An 18,993-nucleotide genomic window follows, 5' to 3' on the forward strand; every position below is an offset into this window, starting at 1 on the left:
CCTTCTTTACCCGCTCAGACTTTGTCTGAGCATGTGCAGCAGGTATCGCAGGGAAGCGAGACGCCACCGAACTGATTTGCGGCCTGCGGATGATCATTTTGATCGTTGCAGGCCGTGTTATTGTTGCCATCAGAATTTTTAGGACAGGAAGAGTATTTTGACTACTGAAACGCATACTCTGAAAATTGAAGAGATTTTAGAACTGCTGCCGCACCGCTATCCATTCCTGCTGGTTGACCGTGTATTGGAATTTGAAGAGCATAAATATCTGCGTGCGGTGAAGAACGTTTCTGTAAACGAACCGTTTTTCCAGGGGCACTTCCCTGGTAAACCGATTTTCCCAGGCGTTCTGATCCTGGAAGCGATGGCGCAGGCCACCGGTATTCTGGCATTCAAAAGTGTCGGTAAACTGGAGCCGGGCGAACTTTACTACTTCGCCGGCATCGATGAAGCCCGTTTCAAGCGTCCGGTGGTACCGGGCGATCAGATGATCATGGAAGTGACATTCGAGAAAACCCGTCGTGGCCTGACGCGCTTCAAAGGCGTAGCAACCGTAGACGGTAAGATTGTCTGTGAAGCGACCATGATGTGTGCCCGTAGCCGGGAGGCATAATTAGTGATTGATTCAACCGCCAGCATCCATCCCAGTTCCGTTATTGAAGAAGGTGCCGTGATCGGCGCCAATGTTCACATCGGCCCATTTTGCTTTATTGGTGCCAACGTGGAAATTGGTGAAGGTACGGTGCTTAAATCGCATGTGGTGGTGAATGGCCATACGCGTATTGGTAAGGATAACCAGATCTACCAGTTTGCTTCGATTGGCGAAGTGAATCAGGACCTGAAGTATGCGGGTGAGCCGACGCGTGTGGAAATTGGCGATCGCAACCGTATCCGCGAAAGTGTCACGATTCATCGCGGTACGATACAGGGTGGTAGCCTGACCAAAATCGGCAGTGACAACCTGCTGATGGTGAACGCGCATATTGCGCATGATTGCGTGATTGGCAATCGCTGCATTTTCGCCAATAACGCTACGCTGGGTGGCCACGTCACGGTTGATGATTTCGCTATCATCGGTGGGATGACGGCAGTACACCAGTGGTGCACCATTGGCGCTCATGTGATGGTCGGCGGTTGTTCCGGTGTCGCGCAGGACGTACCACCGTACGTCATTGCGCAGGGTAACCATGCGACACCTTTTGGTATCAACATCGAAGGTCTGAAGCGTCGTGGGTTCAGCAAAGAAGCCCTGCATGCGATTCGCAATGCGTACAAGTTGCTGTATCGCAGCAGTAAAACGCTGGATGAAGTTAAGCCTGAGATTGAAGCGCTGGCAAAACAGCATAGCGAAGTTCAACCTTTCTATGACTTCTTTGCCCGCTCAACCCGTGGATTGATTCGTTAATCCATGTCAGTGCGTCCCTTAACGATTGCCCTGGTCGCCGGAGAAACCTCCGGCGATATTCTTGGTGCCGGTCTCATTCGTGCGTTAAAAGCGCGCCATCCTGATGCTCGCTTTGTCGGCGTTGCCGGTCCGCGTATGCAGGCTGAAGGCTGTGAAGCCTGGTATGAGATGGAAGAGTTGGCGGTGATGGGCATTGTTGAAGTGCTGGAACGTCTGCCGCGGCTGCTGAAAATCCGCCGTGACCTGACGCAGCGTTTCACTGCGCTGCAACCGGATGTGTTTGTCGGCATTGATGCGCCTGATTTCAATATCACGCTCGAAGGTCGTCTGAAACGCGCCGGAATTCGCACCATTCATTATGTCAGTCCCTCAGTCTGGGCCTGGCGTCAAAAACGCGTATTCAAAATCGGCCGCAATACTAACCTCGTATTGGCATTTCTGCCGTTTGAAAAAGCGTTCTATGATCGTTTCAATGTGCCGTGCCGTTTTATCGGCCACACTATGGCCGATGCGATGCCAATGCAGCCGGATAAACTGGCAGCGCGTCGTGGTTTAGGGATTGCTGATGATGCAATCTGCCTGGGCCTGTTGCCGGGTAGTCGTGGTGCCGAAGTGGAAATGCTGAGCGCCGATTTTCTGCGTGCCGCGCAACTGCTGCGCCAGCGCTATCCTCGTCTTGAAATCGTGGTGCCTCTGGTGAATGCGAAGCGTCGTGAACAGTTCGAGCACATCAAAGCAGAAGTGGCACCGGAATTACCGATGCACCTGCTGGATGGTAAAGGACGTGAAGCGATGATTGCCAGCGATGCAGCGATTCTGGCATCGGGAACCGCGGCACTGGAGTGTATGCTGGCGAAATGTCCGATGGTGGTGGGTTATCGCATGAAACCTTTCACCTTCTGGCTGGCGAAGCGGCTGGTCAAAACCCCTTACGTCTCCTTACCGAATCTGCTTGCCGGGCGCGAGTTGGTGAAGGAGTTGTTGCAGGATGAATGTCAGCCGGCAGCCTTAGCCGCTGCGCTGGAGCCGCTGTTACATGCGGGTGCCGAGCGTGATGCGTTGCTTGCGACGTTTAACGAACTACATGCACAAATTCGCTGGAATGCTGATGAGCAGGCCGCGGATGCCGTACTGGAGATTGCTCATGGCTGAGTTTATTTATCCCAATGCGCGGCTGATTGCCGGTGTTGATGAGGTCGGGCGTGGCCCGCTGGTCGGCGCGGTGGTGACGGCAGCGGTGATCCTTGACCCTGCAAAGCCGATTGTCGGTCTGGCCGACTCCAAAAAATTGTCGGAAAAACGTCGTCTGGCGTTGTATGACGAGATCAAAGAAAAAGCACTGGCCTGGAGTCTGGGGCGTGCGGAACCGGAAGAGATCGATCAGATCAACATTCTGCATGCGACCATGCTGGCGATGCAGCGTGCGGTGGCAGGTTTACCTGTGGTGCCTGATTTTGTTTTGATCGATGGCAACCGTTGCCCGGCTTTGCCGATGCCATCACAGGCGGTAGTTAAGGGTGATAGCCTGGTTGCAGAGATCAGCGCCGCGTCGATCCTGGCGAAGGTGACGCGCGATCGTGAAATGGCCGAACTGGATCTTCTCTTCCCGCAGTATGGCTTCGCTCAGCACAAGGGTTATCCGACAGCACTGCATATGGAAAAATTGACCCAGTATGGTGCTACGCCTCATCATCGCCGCAGCTTTGCGCCGGTGCGTAACGCTCTGATTGATGCCGACGTGCTGGCCGCACGCCAGCCGACTACGCTTTAATAGCCTGACGCTGTTTTAACCGGAAACTGATATGGCTGAACCCCGTTTTATACATCTGCGCGTTCACAGCGACTACTCAATGGTTGATGGCCTGGCGAAGACCGGGCCGCTGGTAAAAAAGGCTGCCTCATTAGGGATGCCTGCTATTGGCATTACTGATTTCACCAACCTGTGCGGGCTGGTGAAATTCTATGGCACCGCGCACGGTGCTGGGGTAAAGCCGATTATTGGCGCCGATTTCAACGTTGCCAGCGAGCTGATGGGCGATGAGCTGACACAGCTCACCGTGCTGGCGGCGAACAACACCGGTTATCAGAACCTGACATTACTGATTTCACGCGCTTACCAACGGGGTTACGGTATTGCCGGGCCGGTCATTGATCGTGACTGGCTGGCTGAGTATCAGGAAGGCTTGATTCTGCTTTCCGGTGGCCGTCGTGGCGATGTGGGGCGCAGCTTATTGCGCGGCAACAATGCGCTGGTGGCGCAGTGCCTGGCGTTTTATCAGCAGCACTTCTCCGATCGTTACTATCTTGAATTGACGCGCACGGGCCGCCCGGATGAGGAGAGCTACCTGCACGCGGCGGTTGAGCTGGCGATTGCCGAAGGCGTGCCGGTGGTGGCAACCAATGAAGTGTGCTTCCTCAACGAAGATGATTTTGACGCGCATGAAATTCGCGTGGCAATTCATGATGGTTACACGCTGGACGATCCCAAACGTCCGCGTAACTACAGCCCTCAGCAATATATGCGCAGCGAAGCGGAGATGTGCGAGTTGTTCTCGGACATCCCGGAAGCGCTGGAAAATAGCGTAGAAATTGCTAAGCGTTGTAATGTCACCGTGCGCCTGGGTGAGTACTTTCTGCCGCAGTTCCCGACCGGTGATATGACCACCGAAGATTTTCTCGTGGTGAAATCACGGGAAGGTTTGGAAGAACGTCTGGAATTCCTGTTCCCCGATCCGGCAGTGCGTGCCGAGAAACGCCCGGAATATGATGAACGTCTGGAGATTGAACTTAACGTTATTAACCAGATGGGCTTCCCCGGCTACTTCCTGATCGTGATGGAGTTTATCCAGTGGTCGAAGGATAACGGCGTACCGGTAGGACCGGGACGTGGTTCCGGTGCCGGTTCGCTGGTCGCTTATGCGCTGAAGATTACCGATCTTGATCCGCTGGAGTTTGACCTGCTGTTCGAACGTTTCCTGAACCCGGAACGTGTGTCGATGCCTGACTTCGACGTCGACTTCTGTATGGAAAAACGTGACCAGGTGATCGACCACGTTGCTGAGATGTATGGCCGCGATGCGGTATCGCAGATCATTACCTTTGGTACGATGGCAGCAAAAGCGGTGATCCGCGACGTAGGCCGTGTGCTGGGGCATCCTTACGGCTTTGTTGATCGTATCTCCAAGCTGGTGCCGCCCGATCCGGGTATGACGCTGGAAAAAGCCTTTGCTGCCGAACCGCAGTTGCCGGAAATCTACGAGGCAGATGAAGAGGTTAAAGCGCTGATCGACATGGCGCGTAAACTGGAAGGTGTCACGCGTAACGCCGGTAAACACGCCGGTGGCGTGGTGATCGCGCCGACCAAAATTACCGATTTTGCACCGCTGTACTGCGATGAAAACGGCAACCACCCGGTCACGCAATTCGATAAAAATGACGTGGAATATGCTGGTCTGGTGAAGTTCGACTTCCTCGGCTTGCGCACGCTCACCATTATCGACTGGGCGCTGAAGATGATTAACCCGCGCCGTGAGAAGCAGGGCCTGGAACCGATTGATATCGCAGCCATTCCGCTCGACGATAAAAAGAGCTTCGACATGCTGCAACGCGCGGAAACCACCGCCGTGTTCCAGCTTGAATCGCGCGGCATGAAGGATCTGATCAAACGTCTGAAGCCTGACTGCTTCGAAGATATGATCGCATTGGTGGCGTTGTTCCGTCCGGGCCCGTTGCAGTCCGGCATGGTAGATAACTTTATCGACCGTAAGCATGGCCGCGAGGCGATCTCTTACCCGGATATCGAGTGGCAGCATGAGTCGCTGCAACCGGTGCTGGAACCGACCTACGGCATCATCCTTTACCAGGAACAGGTGATGCAGATCGCCCAGGTGCTGTCCGGTTATACTCTGGGCGGCGCGGATATGCTGCGTCGTGCGATGGGTAAAAAGAAACCGGAAGAGATGGCGAAGCAGCGTTCCGTGTTCCAGGATGGAGCGGAGAAGATGGGCGTCAACGGCGAGCTGGCGATGAAGATCTTCGACCTGGTGGAGAAATTCGCCGGTTATGGCTTCAACAAATCGCACTCCGCTGCCTATGCGCTGGTTTCTTATCAAACGTTATGGTTGAAAGCCCACTATCCGGCAGAATTTATGGCGGCGGTAATGACCGCGGATATGGATAACACCGAGAAAGTGGTGGGGCTGGTGGATGAGTGCTGGCGTATGGGCCTCAAGGTGCTGCCGCCAGATATCAACTCCGGGCTTTATCCGTTCCATGTGAACGATGAGGGTGAGATCGTTTACGGTATCGGTGCGATCAAAGGCGTAGGTGAAGGCCCGATTGAAGCGATCCTCGAGGCGCGTAACCGGGATGGTTACTTCAAAGAACTGTTTGATCTCTGCGCCCGTACCGACACCAAAAAGATCAACCGTCGCGTGATGGAAAAACTGATCATGTCCGGTGCGTTCGATCGTCTCGGCCCGCATCGTGCTGCGCTGATGAGCTCCCTTAGCGATGCGCTGAAAGCCGCCGATCAACATGCGAAAGCCGAGGCCATCGGCCAGGCGGATATGTTTGGCGTGCTGGCAGAAGAACCGGAGCAGGTAGAGAAATCGTACGCCAGCGTGACACCGTGGCCGGAACAGATTCAGCTGGATGGCGAACGTGAAACGCTGGGCCTGTATCTCACCGGCCATCCGATCAATCAGTATCTGAAAGAAATTGAACGTTACGTTGGCGGGATGCGTCTCAAAGACATGCATCCAACCGATCGTGGTAAAGTGACCGTCGCGGCGGGGCTGGTGATTGCTGCCCGTACGATGGTCACCAAGCGTGGCAACCGAATTGGTATCTGTACTCTGGATGACCGCTCTGGGCGTCTGGAGGTGATGTTATTTACCGATGCATTGGATAAATACCAGCAATTGCTGGAGAAGGACCGAATCCTGATCGTTAGCGGACAGGTCAGCTTTGATGACTTCAGTGGCGGCCTTAAAATGACCGCCCGCGAAGTGATGGACATTGACGAAGCGCGGGAAAAATACGCGCGTGGTCTTGCTATCTCGCTGACGGACAGGCAAATTGATGACCAGCTTTTAAACCGTCTCCGCCAGTCTCTGGAGCCTCATCGCTCCGGGACTATTCCGGTGCATCTCTATTATCAGAGAGCAGATGCGCGGGCGAAGCTGCGCTTTGGTGCAGCGTGGCGTATTTCGCCCAGCGATCGTTTACTCAACGATTTGCGGTCGTTAGTTGGGTCGGAGCAGGTGGAACTGGAGTTTGACTAAAACAGGAACATTATGAGTCTTAATTACCTGGATTTTGAACAGCCAATCGCAGAACTGGAAGCGAAAATCGACTCGCTGAAATCGATTGGCCGTCAGGATGAGAAACACGATATTAATCTGGACGAAGAAGTGCAGCGTCTGCGCGAAAAAAGCGTAGAGTTGACACGTAAAATCTTCTCCGATTTGGGTGCATGGCAGGTCGCGCAACTGGCGCGTCACCCGCTGCGTCCTTATACGCTGGACTATGTCCGCAATGCCTTTGATGATTTTGATGAGCTGGCTGGCGATCGTGCCTATGCCGATGATAAAGCGATTGTCGGTGGTATCGCCCGTCTCGATGGCCGTCCGGTGATGATCATTGGTCATCAGAAAGGCCGTGAAACCAAAGACAAAATTCGTCGCAACTTCGGTATGCCAGCACCAGAGGGCTACCGTAAAGCGCTGCGCCTGATGGAGATGGCTGAACGCTTTAAGATGCCGTTGATCACCTTCATCGACACCCCGGGTGCATACCCGGGCGTTGGTGCTGAGGAACGTGGTCAGTCGGAAGCGATTGCCCGTAACCTGCGTGAGATGTCTGGCCTGAAAATCCCGGTAATTTGTACCGTGATCGGCGAAGGCGGCTCAGGTGGTGCACTGGCGATTGGTGTGGGCGATAAGGTCAACATGTTGCAGTACAGCACCTATTCGGTGATCTCACCGGAAGGCTGTGCCTCCATTTTGTGGAAAAGCGCTGACAAAGCACCGCTGGCGGCAGAAGCAATGGGCATCACCGCTGATCGTCTGAAAGAGTTGAAATTGATCGACTCCATCATCCCGGAACCGCTGGGTGGTGCACACCGTCAGCCTGTGGATATGGCCGAAGCACTGAAAAAGCAGCTGCTGGCTGATCTGGCCGATCTCGATGTTCTCAGCACCGAAGAGTTGCTGAACCGTCGTTATCAGCGTCTGATGAGCTACGGCTACGCCTGATAAGCTGATGATCAAAAAAAGCGGACTTCGGTCCGCTTTTTTTATGCCTGCGCAACAGCAGAGCATTCTGACGGTAATCCGCCCCCGCTTTTCGCTATCCTTATTCAGTGCCACAACACCACAGGAGGTGAGCATTGAATATTCTTGCGATCATGGGACCGCACGGGGTTTTCTACAAAGATGAACCCATTCGTGAACTGGATGCTGCACTGAAGCTGCAAGGTTTCCAGACCGTCTATCCCACCAATGCCAGCGACCTGCTGAAGCTGATTGAACATAACCCGCGCATCTGTGGCGTGGTTTTTGACTGGGACGATTACAGTCTGGCGCTGTGCAGTGAAATCAATCAGCTCAATGAATATCTGCCGCTGTACGCGTTTATCAACACCCATTCACAAATGGATGTCAGCATTAACGAGATGCGCATGGCGTTGCATTTCTTCGAATACGCGCTCAGCATGGCTGACGATATCGCGTTGCATATCCGCCAGTACACCGACGAATACATCGACAAAATCACACCGCCACTGACCAAAGCGCTGTTCACTTATGTCAATGAGGGCAAGTACACCTTCTGTACTCCAGGGCATATGGGGGGAACTGCGTTTCAGAAAAGCCCGGTGGGAAGTTTGTTCTACGACTTTTTTGGCGCGAATACGTTAAAAGCAGATATCTCCATTTCAGTGACGGAACTGGGTTCCCTGCTTGATCACACCGGCCCGCATCTGGAAGCTGAGGAGTACGTCGCGCGGACTTTTGGTGCTGAGCAAAGCTATATGGTGACCAATGGCACCTCGACCTCGAATAAGATCGTGGGCATGTATGCGGCTCCAGCGGGTAGCACGGTCTTGATTGACCGCAACTGCCATAAATCCCTGACCCATCTGTTGATGATGAGCGACATTATCCCGCTCTGGCTGAAGCCAACACGCAACGCGCTTGGCATTCTTGGCGGTATTCCCAAGCGGGAGTTCACCCGCGACAGCATCCAGCAGAAAGTGGAAAGCACGCCGCGCGCCAGTTGGCCGGTGCATGCGGTGATCACTAACTCAACCTACGACGGCTTACTGTACAACACGCAATACATCAAACAGACGCTGGATGTGCCGTCGATCCACTTCGATTCCGCGTGGGTGCCCTATACCAATTTCCACCCGATCTATGACGGAAAAAGTGGCATGAGTGGCGATCGGGTGCCGGGTAAAGTGTTCTACGAAACGCAATCAACGCATAAACTGCTGGCGGCATTTTCCCAGGCGTCGCTTATTCACATCAAAGGTGATTACGATGAGCAGACCTTTAACGAAGCCTACATGATGCATACCACCACCTCGCCAAATTACGCCATTGTCTCGTCGATTGAGACGGCGGCGGCGATGTTGCGCGGCAATCCGGGTAAGCGCCTGATCAATCGTTCGGTAGAACGGGCGTTGCATTTCCGGCGTGAGATCCAGCGTTTGCGTGAAGAGTCAGAGGGGTGGTTCTTTGATATCTGGCAGCCGGAAAAAGTGGATGAAGCGGAATGCTGGCCGATCCAGCCGGGTGAGGAAGACTGGCACGGTTTTACCCAGGCCGACCGCGATCATATGTACCTTGATCCGATTAAGGTAACCATCCTGACGCCAGGAATGAGCGAGCTGGGGGGGATGGCGGAAGAGGGGATTCCGGCGGCGCTGGTGGCAAAATTCCTCGACCAGCGTGGCGTGGTGGTGGAAAAAACCGGTCCGTATAACCTGCTGTTCCTGTTCAGTATTGGCATCGATAAGACCAAAGCGATGAGCGTGCTGCGTGGCTTGACCGAATTTAAGCGCGCTTATGATCTCAATCTGCGGGTAAAAAACATGTTGCCGGATCTCTACGCCGAAGATCCTGATTTCTATCGCAACATGCGTATTCAGACGCTGGCCCAGGGCATCCATCAGTTGATCCTGCAACACGATCTGCCGCGCCTGATGCTCAAAGCTTTTGACGTGTTGCCAGAGATGAAGATGACCCCGCATCAGGCATTTCAACAGCAGGTAAAAGGACTGGTGGAAACAGTCGATATCCGCGAGCTGGTGGGACGCATCTCCGCCAATATGATTTTGCCCTATCCGCCAGGTGTCCCTTTGGTGATGCCGGGAGAAATGATCACTGAGCAGAGTCGCGCGGTGCTCGATTTTCTGTTGATGCTCTGCACTATCGGGCGGCACTACCCCGGTTTCGAAACGGACATTCACGGCGCGACGTTGACCGAGGATGGGCGTTATCTGGTACGGGTGCTTAAAGGCGAGAACGACCATTAAGTTCGGACAAAAGCCTCTTTTCAGCAGGCCGCCTGCCACGTAAGGTAAGCGGCTAAGCCGATAACCGGAGCCACTATGCTACAGATTAAACAGATCCACCACATTGCCATTATCGCCACCGATTATGCGCGCAGTAAGGCATTCTATTGTGATGTGCTGGGCTTTGAATTGCTGGGGGAGTTTTATCGTGCAGAACGTGATTCGTGGAAAGGGGATCTCGGGCTGAATGGTGTCTACACTATCGAACTGTTCTCCTTCCCGTCACCGCCAGCACGCGTCAGTCAGCCGGAAGCCTGTGGCTTACGTCATCTGGCATTTTGTGTTGAGGATGTGGAACAATCGGTCGCGGCGCTGGCTGAGAAGGGGGTGGTTTGCGAACCGATTCGTATTGATGCGTTGACCGGTAAAACCTGTACCTTCTTCTCTGACCCCGATGGTTTGCCGCTGGAGCTATATCAGGCGTAAAATAGCACCCGTCGCGAGCCGCAATCGGGCGGTTCGCCCTTACGGATTGCGCCATGTCTTTGTCCCATCTTGCTGCACTGCTGAAACCCGATGCCCGCTGCGTGCTGGCGTTCAGCGGTGGGCTGGATTCCACCGTGTTGTTGCATCAACTGGTTTGCTGGCAACGACAACATCCACAGTTTCAACTGCGCGCATTGCATGTCCATCATGGTTTAAGCCCCAATGCTGATAGTTGGGCAGCACATTGCCAGCACCTTTGCCAGCAGTGGCAAGTCCCCTGTGAGGTGTTGCGAGTGCAGGTGGATGGGCATGAGCAGGGGATAGAAGCGGCAGCGCGCGATGCACGTTATCAGGCGTTGTTTCAACACCTGCAACCCGGTGAGTACTTACTTACCGCCCAGCATCTTGATGATCAGTGTGAAACCCTGCTGCTGGCCCTAAAGCGTGGCAGTGGCCCGGCGGGCCTGGCCGCGATGCCATCACAACGTATCGTGGGGGAAAACACCCATCTGCGGCCATTGTTGACCTTCAGTCGTCAGCAACTTGAAAGTTGGGCGACAGAGCATCAGTTGCGTTGGATCGAAGACGAGAGCAACGCGGATTGCCGCTACGACAGAAATTTTCTGCGTCAGCAGGTACTCCCGTTATTGCAAGCTCGCTGGCCGCATTTCAGCGCTGCGGTTGCACGCAGCGCCGCGTTATGTGGTGAACAGGAACAACTGCTGGACGAGTTGCTGGCGGAACAATTGGCACAACTCACGGATGAGCTGGGGCGACTTAACTTCACGCCGTTGTTGAGCATGCAGGAAGCGCGTCGTCATGCGCTGCTGCGGCGCTGGATTGCGCAGCAGGGCGGAATCATGCCCTCACGCGATGCATTGCTGCGCATCACCCGTGAAGTGATGCAGAGTCGGGAAGATGCCCAACCCTGCCTGCATTTTGGTGCTTTTGAACTGCGCCGTTATCGCCAGCACCTGTACTGGCTAGCGCCTCAGCCTTCCCTCAGTCAGCACTCACTTACCTGGCATGACCTCTCGCAACCCTTGCGTTTGCCCGAACCACTCGGGGAGTTACAGGCAAGCCATGATAGCCCGCGGCTACGTTACCCGACCGATGATGAGCAGGTGAGCGTGCGTTTTAAGGCCCAGGGCTATTTCCACCTGATCGAACGGGCGGGGGGACGTGAAGTGAAAAAGCTGTGGCAGGAGCTGGGTGTTCCGCCCTGGCAGCGTGAACGGATCCCACTGATTTACTACAACCAGACGTTAATTTGCGCGCCGGGATTTTTTATCACCCGTGAAGGTGCGACCAGCAATGAGCAAGGCTGGACGGCGGTCTGGTTACAACAACAATAAAACGGAGAGCAATGATGAAACACTGGATCGCGGCGGCACTTTTCGCCGTGGCACTGCCGGCGCTGGCCGACGGTGATATTAAGGCCGGGGCGCAAAAAGCGGCCAGTTGTCTGGCTTGTCATGGTGCGGAAGGAAAAAGCGCCGTGCCTTTGTATCCTAATCTGGCCGGACAGCACGCACCTTATCTGCTGCACTCGTTACAAGCCTACAAAAAAGGGGAGCGCAGTGGGGGGCAGGCTGAGGTAATGAAAGCGTTTGTAGCCGGGTTAAGCGATCAGGATATGGAAGATCTGTCGGCGTATTACAGCTCGCTACAGCCATAAGCGAGGGGGGCGGGAGAGGGATTTCCCGCCCGTAGGAAGGTTACTCGTCTTCGCTGACGATAACGGTGCCCAGCTCAGGGTGGCTGAAGCTGGCGATGTGATCGAGCCGCAGCTCGCGTGTTTCGCCGGAGAGGTCGACCGCAAGATACTCGACGTTTTTGCGTGAAATCATGTCCACGGCTTTCGCCTTGAGCTGATCACCGTTTTTTAATTCGAGCGCAAGCGTCCAGTGTTTTTGGCAGGCGAGTTCCAGGTTGTCGTAGTCATCGCAGTTGATGGGTTTGTAGGCTTCATTCGTCAACATAGTCGCTCACCAATAAGTTTGCAGCGGCATAGGCTGCCTGTTCCCTGACAGAAGAGTTTAGCGCAGAATTAGCGGCAATATCATTGAGTGCATTCAGCGCGCATCCAATGGCATCTGGCACATAACCCAGGTCGCCGCTGCCAATTTCGGCATACTTCTGGCGAACTAACTCACAATACTTTTGCACATTCACCTCCTCAGCAGAGTTTTAATACTCTGGTTGATAGGAGACTATATCACAGGCAATTCACTGAAATCAGCCAGTGAACAGCGCGAAGCATTCAGAGAAAAGCAGAAAAGTGGCAAAATTCGCTGCTGTTAAGCGTCTGCACAGCGCACAAAAGGTTAAGTTAATGGACAGGTTATTACGCAGTACAGGAACCCTTCCTGCGGCAGGTATCACATGATTGTATTGTCACGTTCGGTTTCACTGCCGGAAAATGAGGTCGAGTTGAGTGCCATCCGTGCGCAGGGCGCTGGTGGGCAGCATGTCAATAAAACCTCGACCGCCATCCACCTGCGTTTTGATATCAATGCGTCATCATTGCCGCCATTTTATAAAGAGCGTCTGCTGGCCGCGCGTCACCATTTGATCACCGAGGATGGCGTGGTGATTATCAAAGCGCAGGAATATCGTAGCCAGGAGATGAATCGCGAAGCTGCGCTACAGCGGTTGATTAATTTAATTCGGGAACTGACAACGGTGGAAAAAGTGAGGCGCGCCACTCGTCCCACCCGGGCATCGAAAGAACGACGACTGGACGGCAAAGCGCGGCGAAGTAATACCAAGGCGCTGCGGGGAAAAGTGCGTTAAAAATAGCGCCTCTGGTCAGAGGCGCTCTGGGAGATTACTTGTTCAGGGCTTTTGCCAGGAATTCGACGATTTCGCTGTGCTTAATCATCTCTTTCTCGCTGGCGGAACGCGCTTTGTACTCGATCTCTTCATTATCGAGGTTACGATCGCCGATCACGATGGTATGCGGTACACCAATCAGTTCCATATCGGCAAACATCACGCCCGGACGCTCTTTACGGTCATCCAGAATCACGTCAATGCCTTTGGCACGCAGCGCGTTGTACAGATCATCCGCGACTTCTTTCACACGGAAAGATTTGTGCATGTTCATTGGCAGAATCGCCACTTCGAACGGTGCCAGGGCTGCCGGCCAGATGATGCCACGCTCGTCATGGTTCTGCTCAATTGCCGCCGCCACCACGCGGGTGATACCGATACCGTAGCAGCCCATGGTCATGATTTGGTTACGACCATCTTCGCCTTGCACCGCCGCTTTCAGCGCATCTGAATATTTGGTGCCGAGCTGGAAGATGTGACCCACTTCGATACCACGTTTGATCAGCAGCGTGCCTTTACCGTCCGGGCTGGGATCGCCTTCCACCACGTTGCGGATATCTTCGACACGCGGTTCCGGCAAGTCACGGCCCCAGTTAATTCCAGCGAAGTGTTTGCCATCGATGTTGGCACCGGCGCAGAAGTCGCTGGTTTTCGCCACGGTACGGTCGGCAATCACCGGCATGGTCAGACCCACCGGACCGAGGGAACCCGGACCTGCGCCCAGAACCGCACGGATTTCGGCTTCGGTCGCCATTTCCAGCGGTGCGGCAACGATATCCAGCTTCTCCGCTTTCACTTCGTTGAGCTGATGATCACCACGCAGCAGCAGGGCAACCAGCGTATGGCCGCTCTCTTCGGTGCCTTTAACAAACAGCGTTTTGACCGTTTTCTCAATCGGCAGCTGATGCTGTTCAACCAACTCGGCGATGGTTTTCGCATTTGGTGTGTCGAACTGCACCATCTGTTGTGTCGGCTGTGGACGTTCGCCAGCCGGGGCCAGAGCCTCCGCTTTCTCGATGTTAGCAGCGTAATCGGATTCGCTGGAGAAGATCACATCATCTTCACCGCTCTGCGCCAGCACCTGGAATTCATGTGAAGCGCTACCACCGATGGAACCGGTATCGGCCTGTACCGCACGGAAGTCCAGCCCCATACGGCTGAAGCTCTGGCTGTAGGCGCGATACATCGCGTCATAGGTTTCCTGCAACGATTCCTGCGAGGTGTGGAACGAGTAGGCATCTTTCATGATGAACTCGCGTGAACGCATCACCCCAAAGCGTGGGCGCACTTCGTCACGGAACTTGGTCTGGATCTGATACAGGTTGAGCGGCAATTGCTTGTAAGAGCTCAACTCGTTACGGATCAGGTCAGTGACCACTTCTTCATGCGTCGGACCCAACACGAACGGGCGATCGTGACGGTCTTTAATACGCAGCAGTTCGGGACCATATTGCTCCCAACGGCCACTCTCTTCCCACAGATCGGCAGGCTGAACCACCGGCATAGAGATTTCAATCGCGCCTGCGTTGTTCATCTCTTCACGCACGATGTTTTCGACTTTTCTCAGCACGCGAACACCGGTCGGCAGCCAGGTATAAAGTCCTGAAGCCAGTTTACGGATCATCCCGGCGCGCAGCATCAGCTGGTGGCTGATAACTTCCGCATCGGAGGGCGTCTCCTTCAGAGTGGAGAGCAAATATTGAGTAGTACGCATTGATTACGATTCCAGTTATACGGAAGGTCACTGACAAAAAATTTTGCTGGCGGCTAGTGTACCAGCGAGATCCGCCACTCAAAAGCGCGTTTTAGCGCGGATCGAGAGCGATCACCTCGGTGCCTGCCTCATCAATGCGCCAGCGCACATTAAAATCGAGCAGCCAGGCAGCATATTCACGATCTTCTGCCTCACCTTTGCGATAAGCAGGGCGCGGATCCTGAGCCAGTACATCGCTGATAAAGCGTGCCAGATGGGGGTGGTTTTTTTGTTGCTGTTGAATTTGCGTCAACGCCAGTGCAGAGAAACGCACCGGCATTGCTGCCTCGGGAGCCTGCTGGGCAAATCCGGCGCGTGCATCCGGTAAGGCTTCGGCAAACGGCAGATAAGGTTTGATATCGACCACCGGGGTGCCATCCACCAGATCTAAACTGCCCAACTGCAAAATGACCTGCTGCTTTTCGCAACGGATGCCTTTGAGTTCAACCAGCGACATACCAATCGGATTGGGTCGGAAGGTTGAACGCGTCGCAAAGACGCCCATGCGCGCATTGCCACCCAGGCGTGGTGGACGTACGGTGGGGCGCCAGCCGCCAGCCAGGGTTTGATGAAAAACAAACAGCACCCACAGATGGCTGAACGCCTCAAGACCGCGTACCGCTTCAGCCTGGTTGTAAGGTGGCAGCAGATGCAGCTCACCGGTGCCATCCTGCACCAGACCCGGCTGGCGAGGCACGGCGAATTTCTCTTTCCACGGCGAATGAATTACGCCGATTTGCGCAAAGGCAAACTCACTCATTGATTGGCAACTTTCAGTGCAGAACCCTGACAGACGGCCTGACGATAGCAACCCGGAGTGCTGGAGACGATTTCGCACTTATGCAGCAGCACGGCGTTCGCCTTCATTCCCGCCGCTCGCAGTTGCAGGCGTTTACGGGCGGTATTGATATTTGGCGGTGAATCCTGGGTGCTGCTCTGGCAATCATCGCCAGACACTTCGCCGAGGTCACGGAAAGGTTTGCTGACCAAATCGGTCGCGTCCGTGTAAATCTTCACCGGGGCCGGACGGGGCGCAGGGCGGCGTTCCGGTTCGCTGGATTGCTGCTGCGGGTGCGATGAAGCACTGCTTATCGGGTGATATTCACGCACACACCCGGTCAGCATCAATGCCAACAAGCAGAGCGGTAAAAAACGCATGGCAACATCCTCATGTTTTAAAAAGTGGCGTTATTGAAACAAGGACAACCGTAAATAACAAGTCAGCTGCCACAACCGGCAAAAGAAAGGGCGACCGAAGCCGCCCTGAATGGCATGAGAAGAGGGGATTACCAGCCCTTCACCGCACCACCGTTGAAGATTTTGTTCGCGGCTTCCGCGACTTCGTCAGACTGATAAGCCTGAACAAATTTCTTCACGTTTTCAGCGTCTTTGTTGTCTTCACGGCTAACGATCAGGTTCACGTACGGTGAATCTTTATCTTCAACGAAGATACCGTCTTTAGCCGGGGTCAGGCCAATCTGGCTGGCGTAAGTGGTGTTGATTACTGCCAGCGCAATCTGCTGATCGTCCAGTGAACGCGGCAACTGCGGCGCTTCCAGCTCAACAATCTTCAGGTTTTTCGGGTTCTCGGTGATATCCAGCGCGGTCGGCAGCAGGCCAACACCGTCTTTCAGTTTAATCAGACCCACTTTCTGCAACAGCAGCAGCGAACGACCAAGGTTAGTCGGGTCATTCGGGATGGCGATCTGAGCGCCGTTCTGCAACTCATCCAGAGATTTGATCTTTTTGGAGTAGCCTGCGATGGGGTAAACAAAGGTGTTACCAACCGGTACCAGCTTATAGCCACGATCTTTGATCTGCTGATCCAGATACGGTTTGTGCTGGAAGGCGTTAACATCGATATCGCCTTTGCTCAGGGCTTCGTTCGGCAGAACGTAGTCGTTGAAGGTGACCAATTCAACATCCAGGCCATACTTCTCTTTCGCGACTTTCTGTGCCGTTTCAGCAACCTGTTGCTCGGCGCCAACAATCACACCCACTTTAATGTGGTTTGGATCTTTGGCTTTCTGATCGCATCCGGCCAGCGCAATCACGCCAATCAGCGCGCCCACAGCGGCAATCTTTTTAAATGTAAAAGACATATCCTTTCCTTAATAGAGAATATTGATATTGCTTGCTTACTTATGGGACACAGCACGCACGATGCGGTCGCCACAGAATTGGATTAAATAAACCAACACCACCAACAGGACCAGAACGGTATTCATCACGGTGGCGTTATAGCCGATGTAACCATACTGATAGCCGATCTGGCCGAGTCCGCCAGCACCCACAGCACCACCCATCGCGGAGTAGCCAACCAGCGTGATCAAAGTAATTGTAGCGGCATTCACCAGCCCCGGCAGGGCTTCAGGCAGCAACACCTTGCGTACGATTTGCAGCGGTGTGGCCCCCATCGCGCGTGACGCTTCGATCAACCCGGTGGGCAGTTCGAGCAAGGCGTTCTCAACCATACGGGCGATAAACGGCGCGGCCCCCACGGTCAGCGGCACAATCGCGGCCTGTAGACCGATCGACGTTCCCACGATCGCGCGGGTAAATGGAATCATCCAGACCAGCAGGATAATGAACGGGATAGAACGGAAGATATTCACCAACGCCGAGAGTACGCGATACAACGCACCGTTCGCCAGAATCTGGCCGGGACGGGTGACGTACAGCAACACGCCAACGGGCAGACCAAGCACAAAGCCAAAGAAGCCGGAGACAAAGGTCATCATCAGCGTTTCCCAAATGCCACGTCCCAGTAGCCACATCATCGCTTCAGACATAACCCAGTACCTCAACTTTCACATGATTCTCTTTCAACCAGGCAATCGCGGCTTGCGTATCATTTTCGCTACCGTCCATCTCGGCCAGCATAATGCCGAACTTCACGCCACCGGCGTAATCCATCTGCGCGCTAATAATATTGTTATTAACGTTGAAGCGACGTGCCGCTTCTGACAGCAGAGGCGCATCCACCGACTTGCCCGTGAATTCCAGGCGTAATAAAGGTACGGTGTCATTTCCTGGCTGGGCCGACATGCGTTGCTGGTAATCGTCAGGAATATCGAGATGCAGGGTTGACTGGATAAACTGCTGCGCCAACGGTGTTTTCGGATGAGAAAATACTTCGCTAACGCTGTCTTGCTCAATCAGTTCGCCATTACTGATTACGGCGACCTGATCGCAGATGCGCTTCACCACATCCATTTCATGGGTGATCAGCAGGATGGTCAGACCGAGACGGCGATTGATATCTTTAAGCAACTCGAGGATGGAACGGGTTGTTGCCGGATCCAGAGCGCTGGTGGCTTCGTCGCACAGCAGCACTTTAGGGTTGCTGGCCAGAGCACGGGCAATCGCCACACGCTGTTTTTGACCACCGGACAGGTTCGCCGGCCAGGCATCGTGTTTATCCGCCAGGCCCACCAGGTCCAGCAGCTCGCTGACGCGCTGTTTGATCTGCTCGCGAGAAAGATTGCCCAGCTCAAGCGGCAGAGCGACGTTGCCGAAGACAGTGCGTGAGTTCATCAAATTAAAATGCTGGAAAATCATGCCAATCTGACGGCGTGCCTGTGTCAACTGACCTTCGGAAAGTGCGGTCAGATCCTGACCATCGACCAATACCCGGCCAGATGTAGGACGCTCCAGCAGATTGACGCAGCGAATAAGTGTACTTTTACCGGCACCGGATGCACCGATGACGCCATAAATCTGTCCGGCAGGCACATGCAAGCTGACGTTAGATAACGCCTGAATGGTGCGTGAACCTTGCTGGAACACTTTGCTAATATTTTCGAGTTTAATCATTAGGTTAGTTATTATCGTGTTGCGTTGTCCGTGGTGTTTCGGGTTTCATCTGGCTACGCCGTGTGAAATCTGGATGGATGGTAAGGCATCCAGACGGCTAAATCAATGAAAGTCATTCAATCTGCCATTCTCTCAGTATGCGCAATCATGCGATACTGACCGGCAATTTTTGCAGCA

General features: G+C 54.2%; 19 protein-coding genes. 11 read left to right on the top strand and 8 right to left on the bottom strand.

The window, feature by feature from the left end:
• The first annotated feature begins 157 nt into the window (after window positions 1–157).
• From fabZ to AC6I8N_RS04225, 10 genes are all read left to right on the top strand, one after another.
• A complete protein-coding gene (fabZ, locus tag AC6I8N_RS04180) occupies window positions 158–613 on the top strand; it encodes a 3-hydroxyacyl-ACP dehydratase FabZ (protein ID WP_013507953.1) in 456 nt (151 codons plus the stop codon).
• 3 nt (window positions 614–616) lie between these two features.
• Window positions 617–1,405, top strand: a complete 789-nt coding sequence (gene lpxA, locus AC6I8N_RS04185) for an acyl-ACP--UDP-N-acetylglucosamine O-acyltransferase (RefSeq protein ID WP_021184660.1) — start codon at window positions 617–619, stop codon at window positions 1,403–1,405.
• Between the two features lie 3 nt (window positions 1,406–1,408).
• Window positions 1,409–2,557, top strand: a complete 1,149-nt coding sequence (lpxB, locus tag AC6I8N_RS04190; protein ID WP_208724842.1) for a lipid-A-disaccharide synthase — start codon at window positions 1,409–1,411, stop codon at window positions 2,555–2,557.
• The gene (gene rnhB, locus AC6I8N_RS04195) at window positions 2,550–3,176 is read left to right on the top strand and encodes a ribonuclease HII (RefSeq protein ID WP_021184658.1); all 627 of its coding nucleotides are present in this window, start codon (window positions 2,550–2,552) and stop codon (window positions 3,174–3,176) included. Before lpxB ends, rnhB begins: the two co-directional genes overlap by 8 nt.
• Before the next feature lie 31 nt (window positions 3,177–3,207).
• Window positions 3,208–6,690, top strand: a complete 3,483-nt coding sequence (gene dnaE / locus AC6I8N_RS04200; protein ID WP_497830107.1) for a DNA polymerase III subunit alpha — start codon at window positions 3,208–3,210, stop codon at window positions 6,688–6,690.
• A 12-nt stretch (window positions 6,691–6,702) separates the two neighbouring features.
• On the top strand, window positions 6,703–7,662 hold the full coding sequence (gene accA, locus AC6I8N_RS04205; RefSeq protein ID WP_497830108.1) for an acetyl-CoA carboxylase carboxyl transferase subunit alpha: 960 nt from the start codon (window positions 6,703–6,705) through the stop codon (window positions 7,660–7,662).
• Between the two features lie 134 nt (window positions 7,663–7,796).
• Window positions 7,797–9,947, top strand: coding sequence for a lysine decarboxylase LdcC (locus tag AC6I8N_RS04210; RefSeq protein ID WP_497830109.1), 2,151 nt, complete (start codon window positions 7,797–7,799; stop codon window positions 9,945–9,947).
• Window positions 9,948–10,022: 75 nt separating this feature from the next.
• Window positions 10,023–10,412: a VOC family protein gene (locus tag AC6I8N_RS04215; protein WP_021184654.1), complete on the top strand. Its 390-nt coding sequence runs from the start codon at window positions 10,023–10,025 to the stop codon at window positions 10,410–10,412.
• A 53-nt stretch (window positions 10,413–10,465) separates the two neighbouring features.
• Window positions 10,466–11,767 (top strand): tRNA lysidine(34) synthetase TilS, encoded by a 1,302-nt coding sequence (tilS, locus tag AC6I8N_RS04220; protein WP_497830110.1) that lies wholly within the window; start codon window positions 10,466–10,468, stop codon window positions 11,765–11,767.
• A 14-nt stretch (window positions 11,768–11,781) separates the two neighbouring features.
• Window positions 11,782–12,090, top strand: a complete 309-nt coding sequence (locus tag AC6I8N_RS04225; RefSeq protein WP_036626609.1) for a c-type cytochrome — start codon at window positions 11,782–11,784, stop codon at window positions 12,088–12,090.
• Between the two features lie 40 nt (window positions 12,091–12,130).
• Here AC6I8N_RS04225 and rof read toward each other — a convergent pair whose 3' ends face one another.
• Window positions 12,131–12,394 (bottom strand): Rho-binding antiterminator, encoded by a 264-nt coding sequence (rof, locus tag AC6I8N_RS04230; RefSeq protein ID WP_013507963.1) that lies wholly within the window; start codon window positions 12,392–12,394, stop codon window positions 12,131–12,133.
• Window positions 12,381–12,581, bottom strand: a complete 201-nt coding sequence (locus tag AC6I8N_RS04235) for a YaeP family protein (protein WP_013507964.1) — start codon at window positions 12,579–12,581, stop codon at window positions 12,381–12,383. Before AC6I8N_RS04235 ends, rof begins: the two co-directional genes overlap by 14 nt.
• Window positions 12,582–12,797: 216 nt before the next feature.
• Between AC6I8N_RS04235 and arfB the strand changes: the two genes are divergently transcribed.
• Window positions 12,798–13,208, top strand: a complete 411-nt coding sequence (gene arfB / locus AC6I8N_RS04240) for an alternative ribosome rescue aminoacyl-tRNA hydrolase ArfB (protein ID WP_208724854.1) — start codon at window positions 12,798–12,800, stop codon at window positions 13,206–13,208.
• Between the two features lie 34 nt (window positions 13,209–13,242).
• Here the strand turns inward: arfB and proS are convergent, their stop codons facing one another.
• The 6 genes from proS to metN all read right to left on the bottom strand — a co-directional run bounded on the left by proS (window position 13,243) and on the right by metN (window position 18,816).
• Window positions 13,243–14,961, bottom strand: coding sequence for a proline--tRNA ligase (gene proS / locus AC6I8N_RS04245; RefSeq protein WP_497830111.1), 1,719 nt, complete (start codon window positions 14,959–14,961; stop codon window positions 13,243–13,245).
• A 91-nt stretch (window positions 14,962–15,052) separates the two neighbouring features.
• Window positions 15,053–15,760: a tRNA (N6-threonylcarbamoyladenosine(37)-N6)-methyltransferase TrmO gene (gene tsaA / locus AC6I8N_RS04250; protein WP_497830112.1), complete on the bottom strand. Its 708-nt coding sequence runs from the start codon at window positions 15,758–15,760 to the stop codon at window positions 15,053–15,055.
• Window positions 15,757–16,158, bottom strand: coding sequence for an envelope stress sensor lipoprotein RcsF (gene rcsF / locus AC6I8N_RS04255; RefSeq protein ID WP_021184647.1), 402 nt, complete (start codon window positions 16,156–16,158; stop codon window positions 15,757–15,759). The genes tsaA and rcsF overlap by 4 nt, the downstream gene beginning before the upstream one ends.
• A gap of 128 nt (window positions 16,159–16,286) precedes the next feature.
• Entirely contained in the window at window positions 16,287–17,102 is an 816-nt protein-coding gene (locus AC6I8N_RS04260) for a MetQ/NlpA family lipoprotein (RefSeq protein WP_013507969.1), read from the bottom strand.
• Window positions 17,103–17,138: 36 nt separating this feature from the next.
• Complete coding sequence (locus tag AC6I8N_RS04265) at window positions 17,139–17,792, bottom strand: methionine ABC transporter permease MetI (protein ID WP_013507970.1); 654 nt, start codon at window positions 17,790–17,792, stop codon at window positions 17,139–17,141.
• A complete protein-coding gene (metN, locus tag AC6I8N_RS04270) occupies window positions 17,785–18,816 on the bottom strand; it encodes a methionine ABC transporter ATP-binding protein MetN (RefSeq protein WP_021184645.1) in 1,032 nt (343 codons plus the stop codon). Before metN ends, AC6I8N_RS04265 begins: the two co-directional genes overlap by 8 nt.
• Between the last annotated feature and the right edge of the window lie 177 nt (window positions 18,817–18,993).

The sequence above is a fragment of the Pantoea sp. X-Soil-TKNS-1279 genome (genome assembly GCF_059730565.1).

What these genes read in the sequence shown, in the direction of transcription:
- proS (WP_497830111.1), bottom strand. Translation starts at nt 14,961, where the DNA reads ATGCGTACTACTCAATATTTGCTCTCCACTCTGAAGGAGACGCCCTCC.
- rcsF (WP_021184647.1), bottom strand. Translation starts at nt 16,158, where the DNA reads ATGCGTTTTTTACCGCTCTGCTTGTTGGCATTGATGCTGACCGGGTGT.
- arfB (WP_208724854.1), top strand. Translation starts at nt 12,798, where the DNA reads ATGATTGTATTGTCACGTTCGGTTTCACTGCCGGAAAATGAGGTCGAG.
- AC6I8N_RS04265 (WP_013507970.1), bottom strand. Translation starts at nt 17,792, where the DNA reads ATGTCTGAAGCGATGATGTGGCTACTGGGACGTGGCATTTGGGAAACG.
- AC6I8N_RS04225 (WP_036626609.1), top strand. Translation starts at nt 11,782, where the DNA reads ATGAAACACTGGATCGCGGCGGCACTTTTCGCCGTGGCACTGCCGGCG.
- lpxB (WP_208724842.1), top strand. Translation starts at nt 1,409, where the DNA reads ATGTCAGTGCGTCCCTTAACGATTGCCCTGGTCGCCGGAGAAACCTCC.
- rof (WP_013507963.1), bottom strand. Translation starts at nt 12,394, where the DNA reads ATGTTGACGAATGAAGCCTACAAACCCATCAACTGCGATGACTACGAC.
- dnaE (WP_497830107.1), top strand. Translation starts at nt 3,208, where the DNA reads ATGGCTGAACCCCGTTTTATACATCTGCGCGTTCACAGCGACTACTCA.
- tilS (WP_497830110.1), top strand. Translation starts at nt 10,466, where the DNA reads ATGTCTTTGTCCCATCTTGCTGCACTGCTGAAACCCGATGCCCGCTGC.
- AC6I8N_RS04215 (WP_021184654.1), top strand. Translation starts at nt 10,023, where the DNA reads ATGCTACAGATTAAACAGATCCACCACATTGCCATTATCGCCACCGAT.
- rnhB (WP_021184658.1), top strand. Translation starts at nt 2,550, where the DNA reads ATGGCTGAGTTTATTTATCCCAATGCGCGGCTGATTGCCGGTGTTGAT.
- tsaA (WP_497830112.1), bottom strand. Translation starts at nt 15,760, where the DNA reads ATGAGTGAGTTTGCCTTTGCGCAAATCGGCGTAATTCATTCGCCGTGG.
- AC6I8N_RS04260 (WP_013507969.1), bottom strand. Translation starts at nt 17,102, where the DNA reads ATGTCTTTTACATTTAAAAAGATTGCCGCTGTGGGCGCGCTGATTGGC.
- accA (WP_497830108.1), top strand. Translation starts at nt 6,703, where the DNA reads ATGAGTCTTAATTACCTGGATTTTGAACAGCCAATCGCAGAACTGGAA.
- metN (WP_021184645.1), bottom strand. Translation starts at nt 18,816, where the DNA reads ATGATTAAACTCGAAAATATTAGCAAAGTGTTCCAGCAAGGTTCACGC.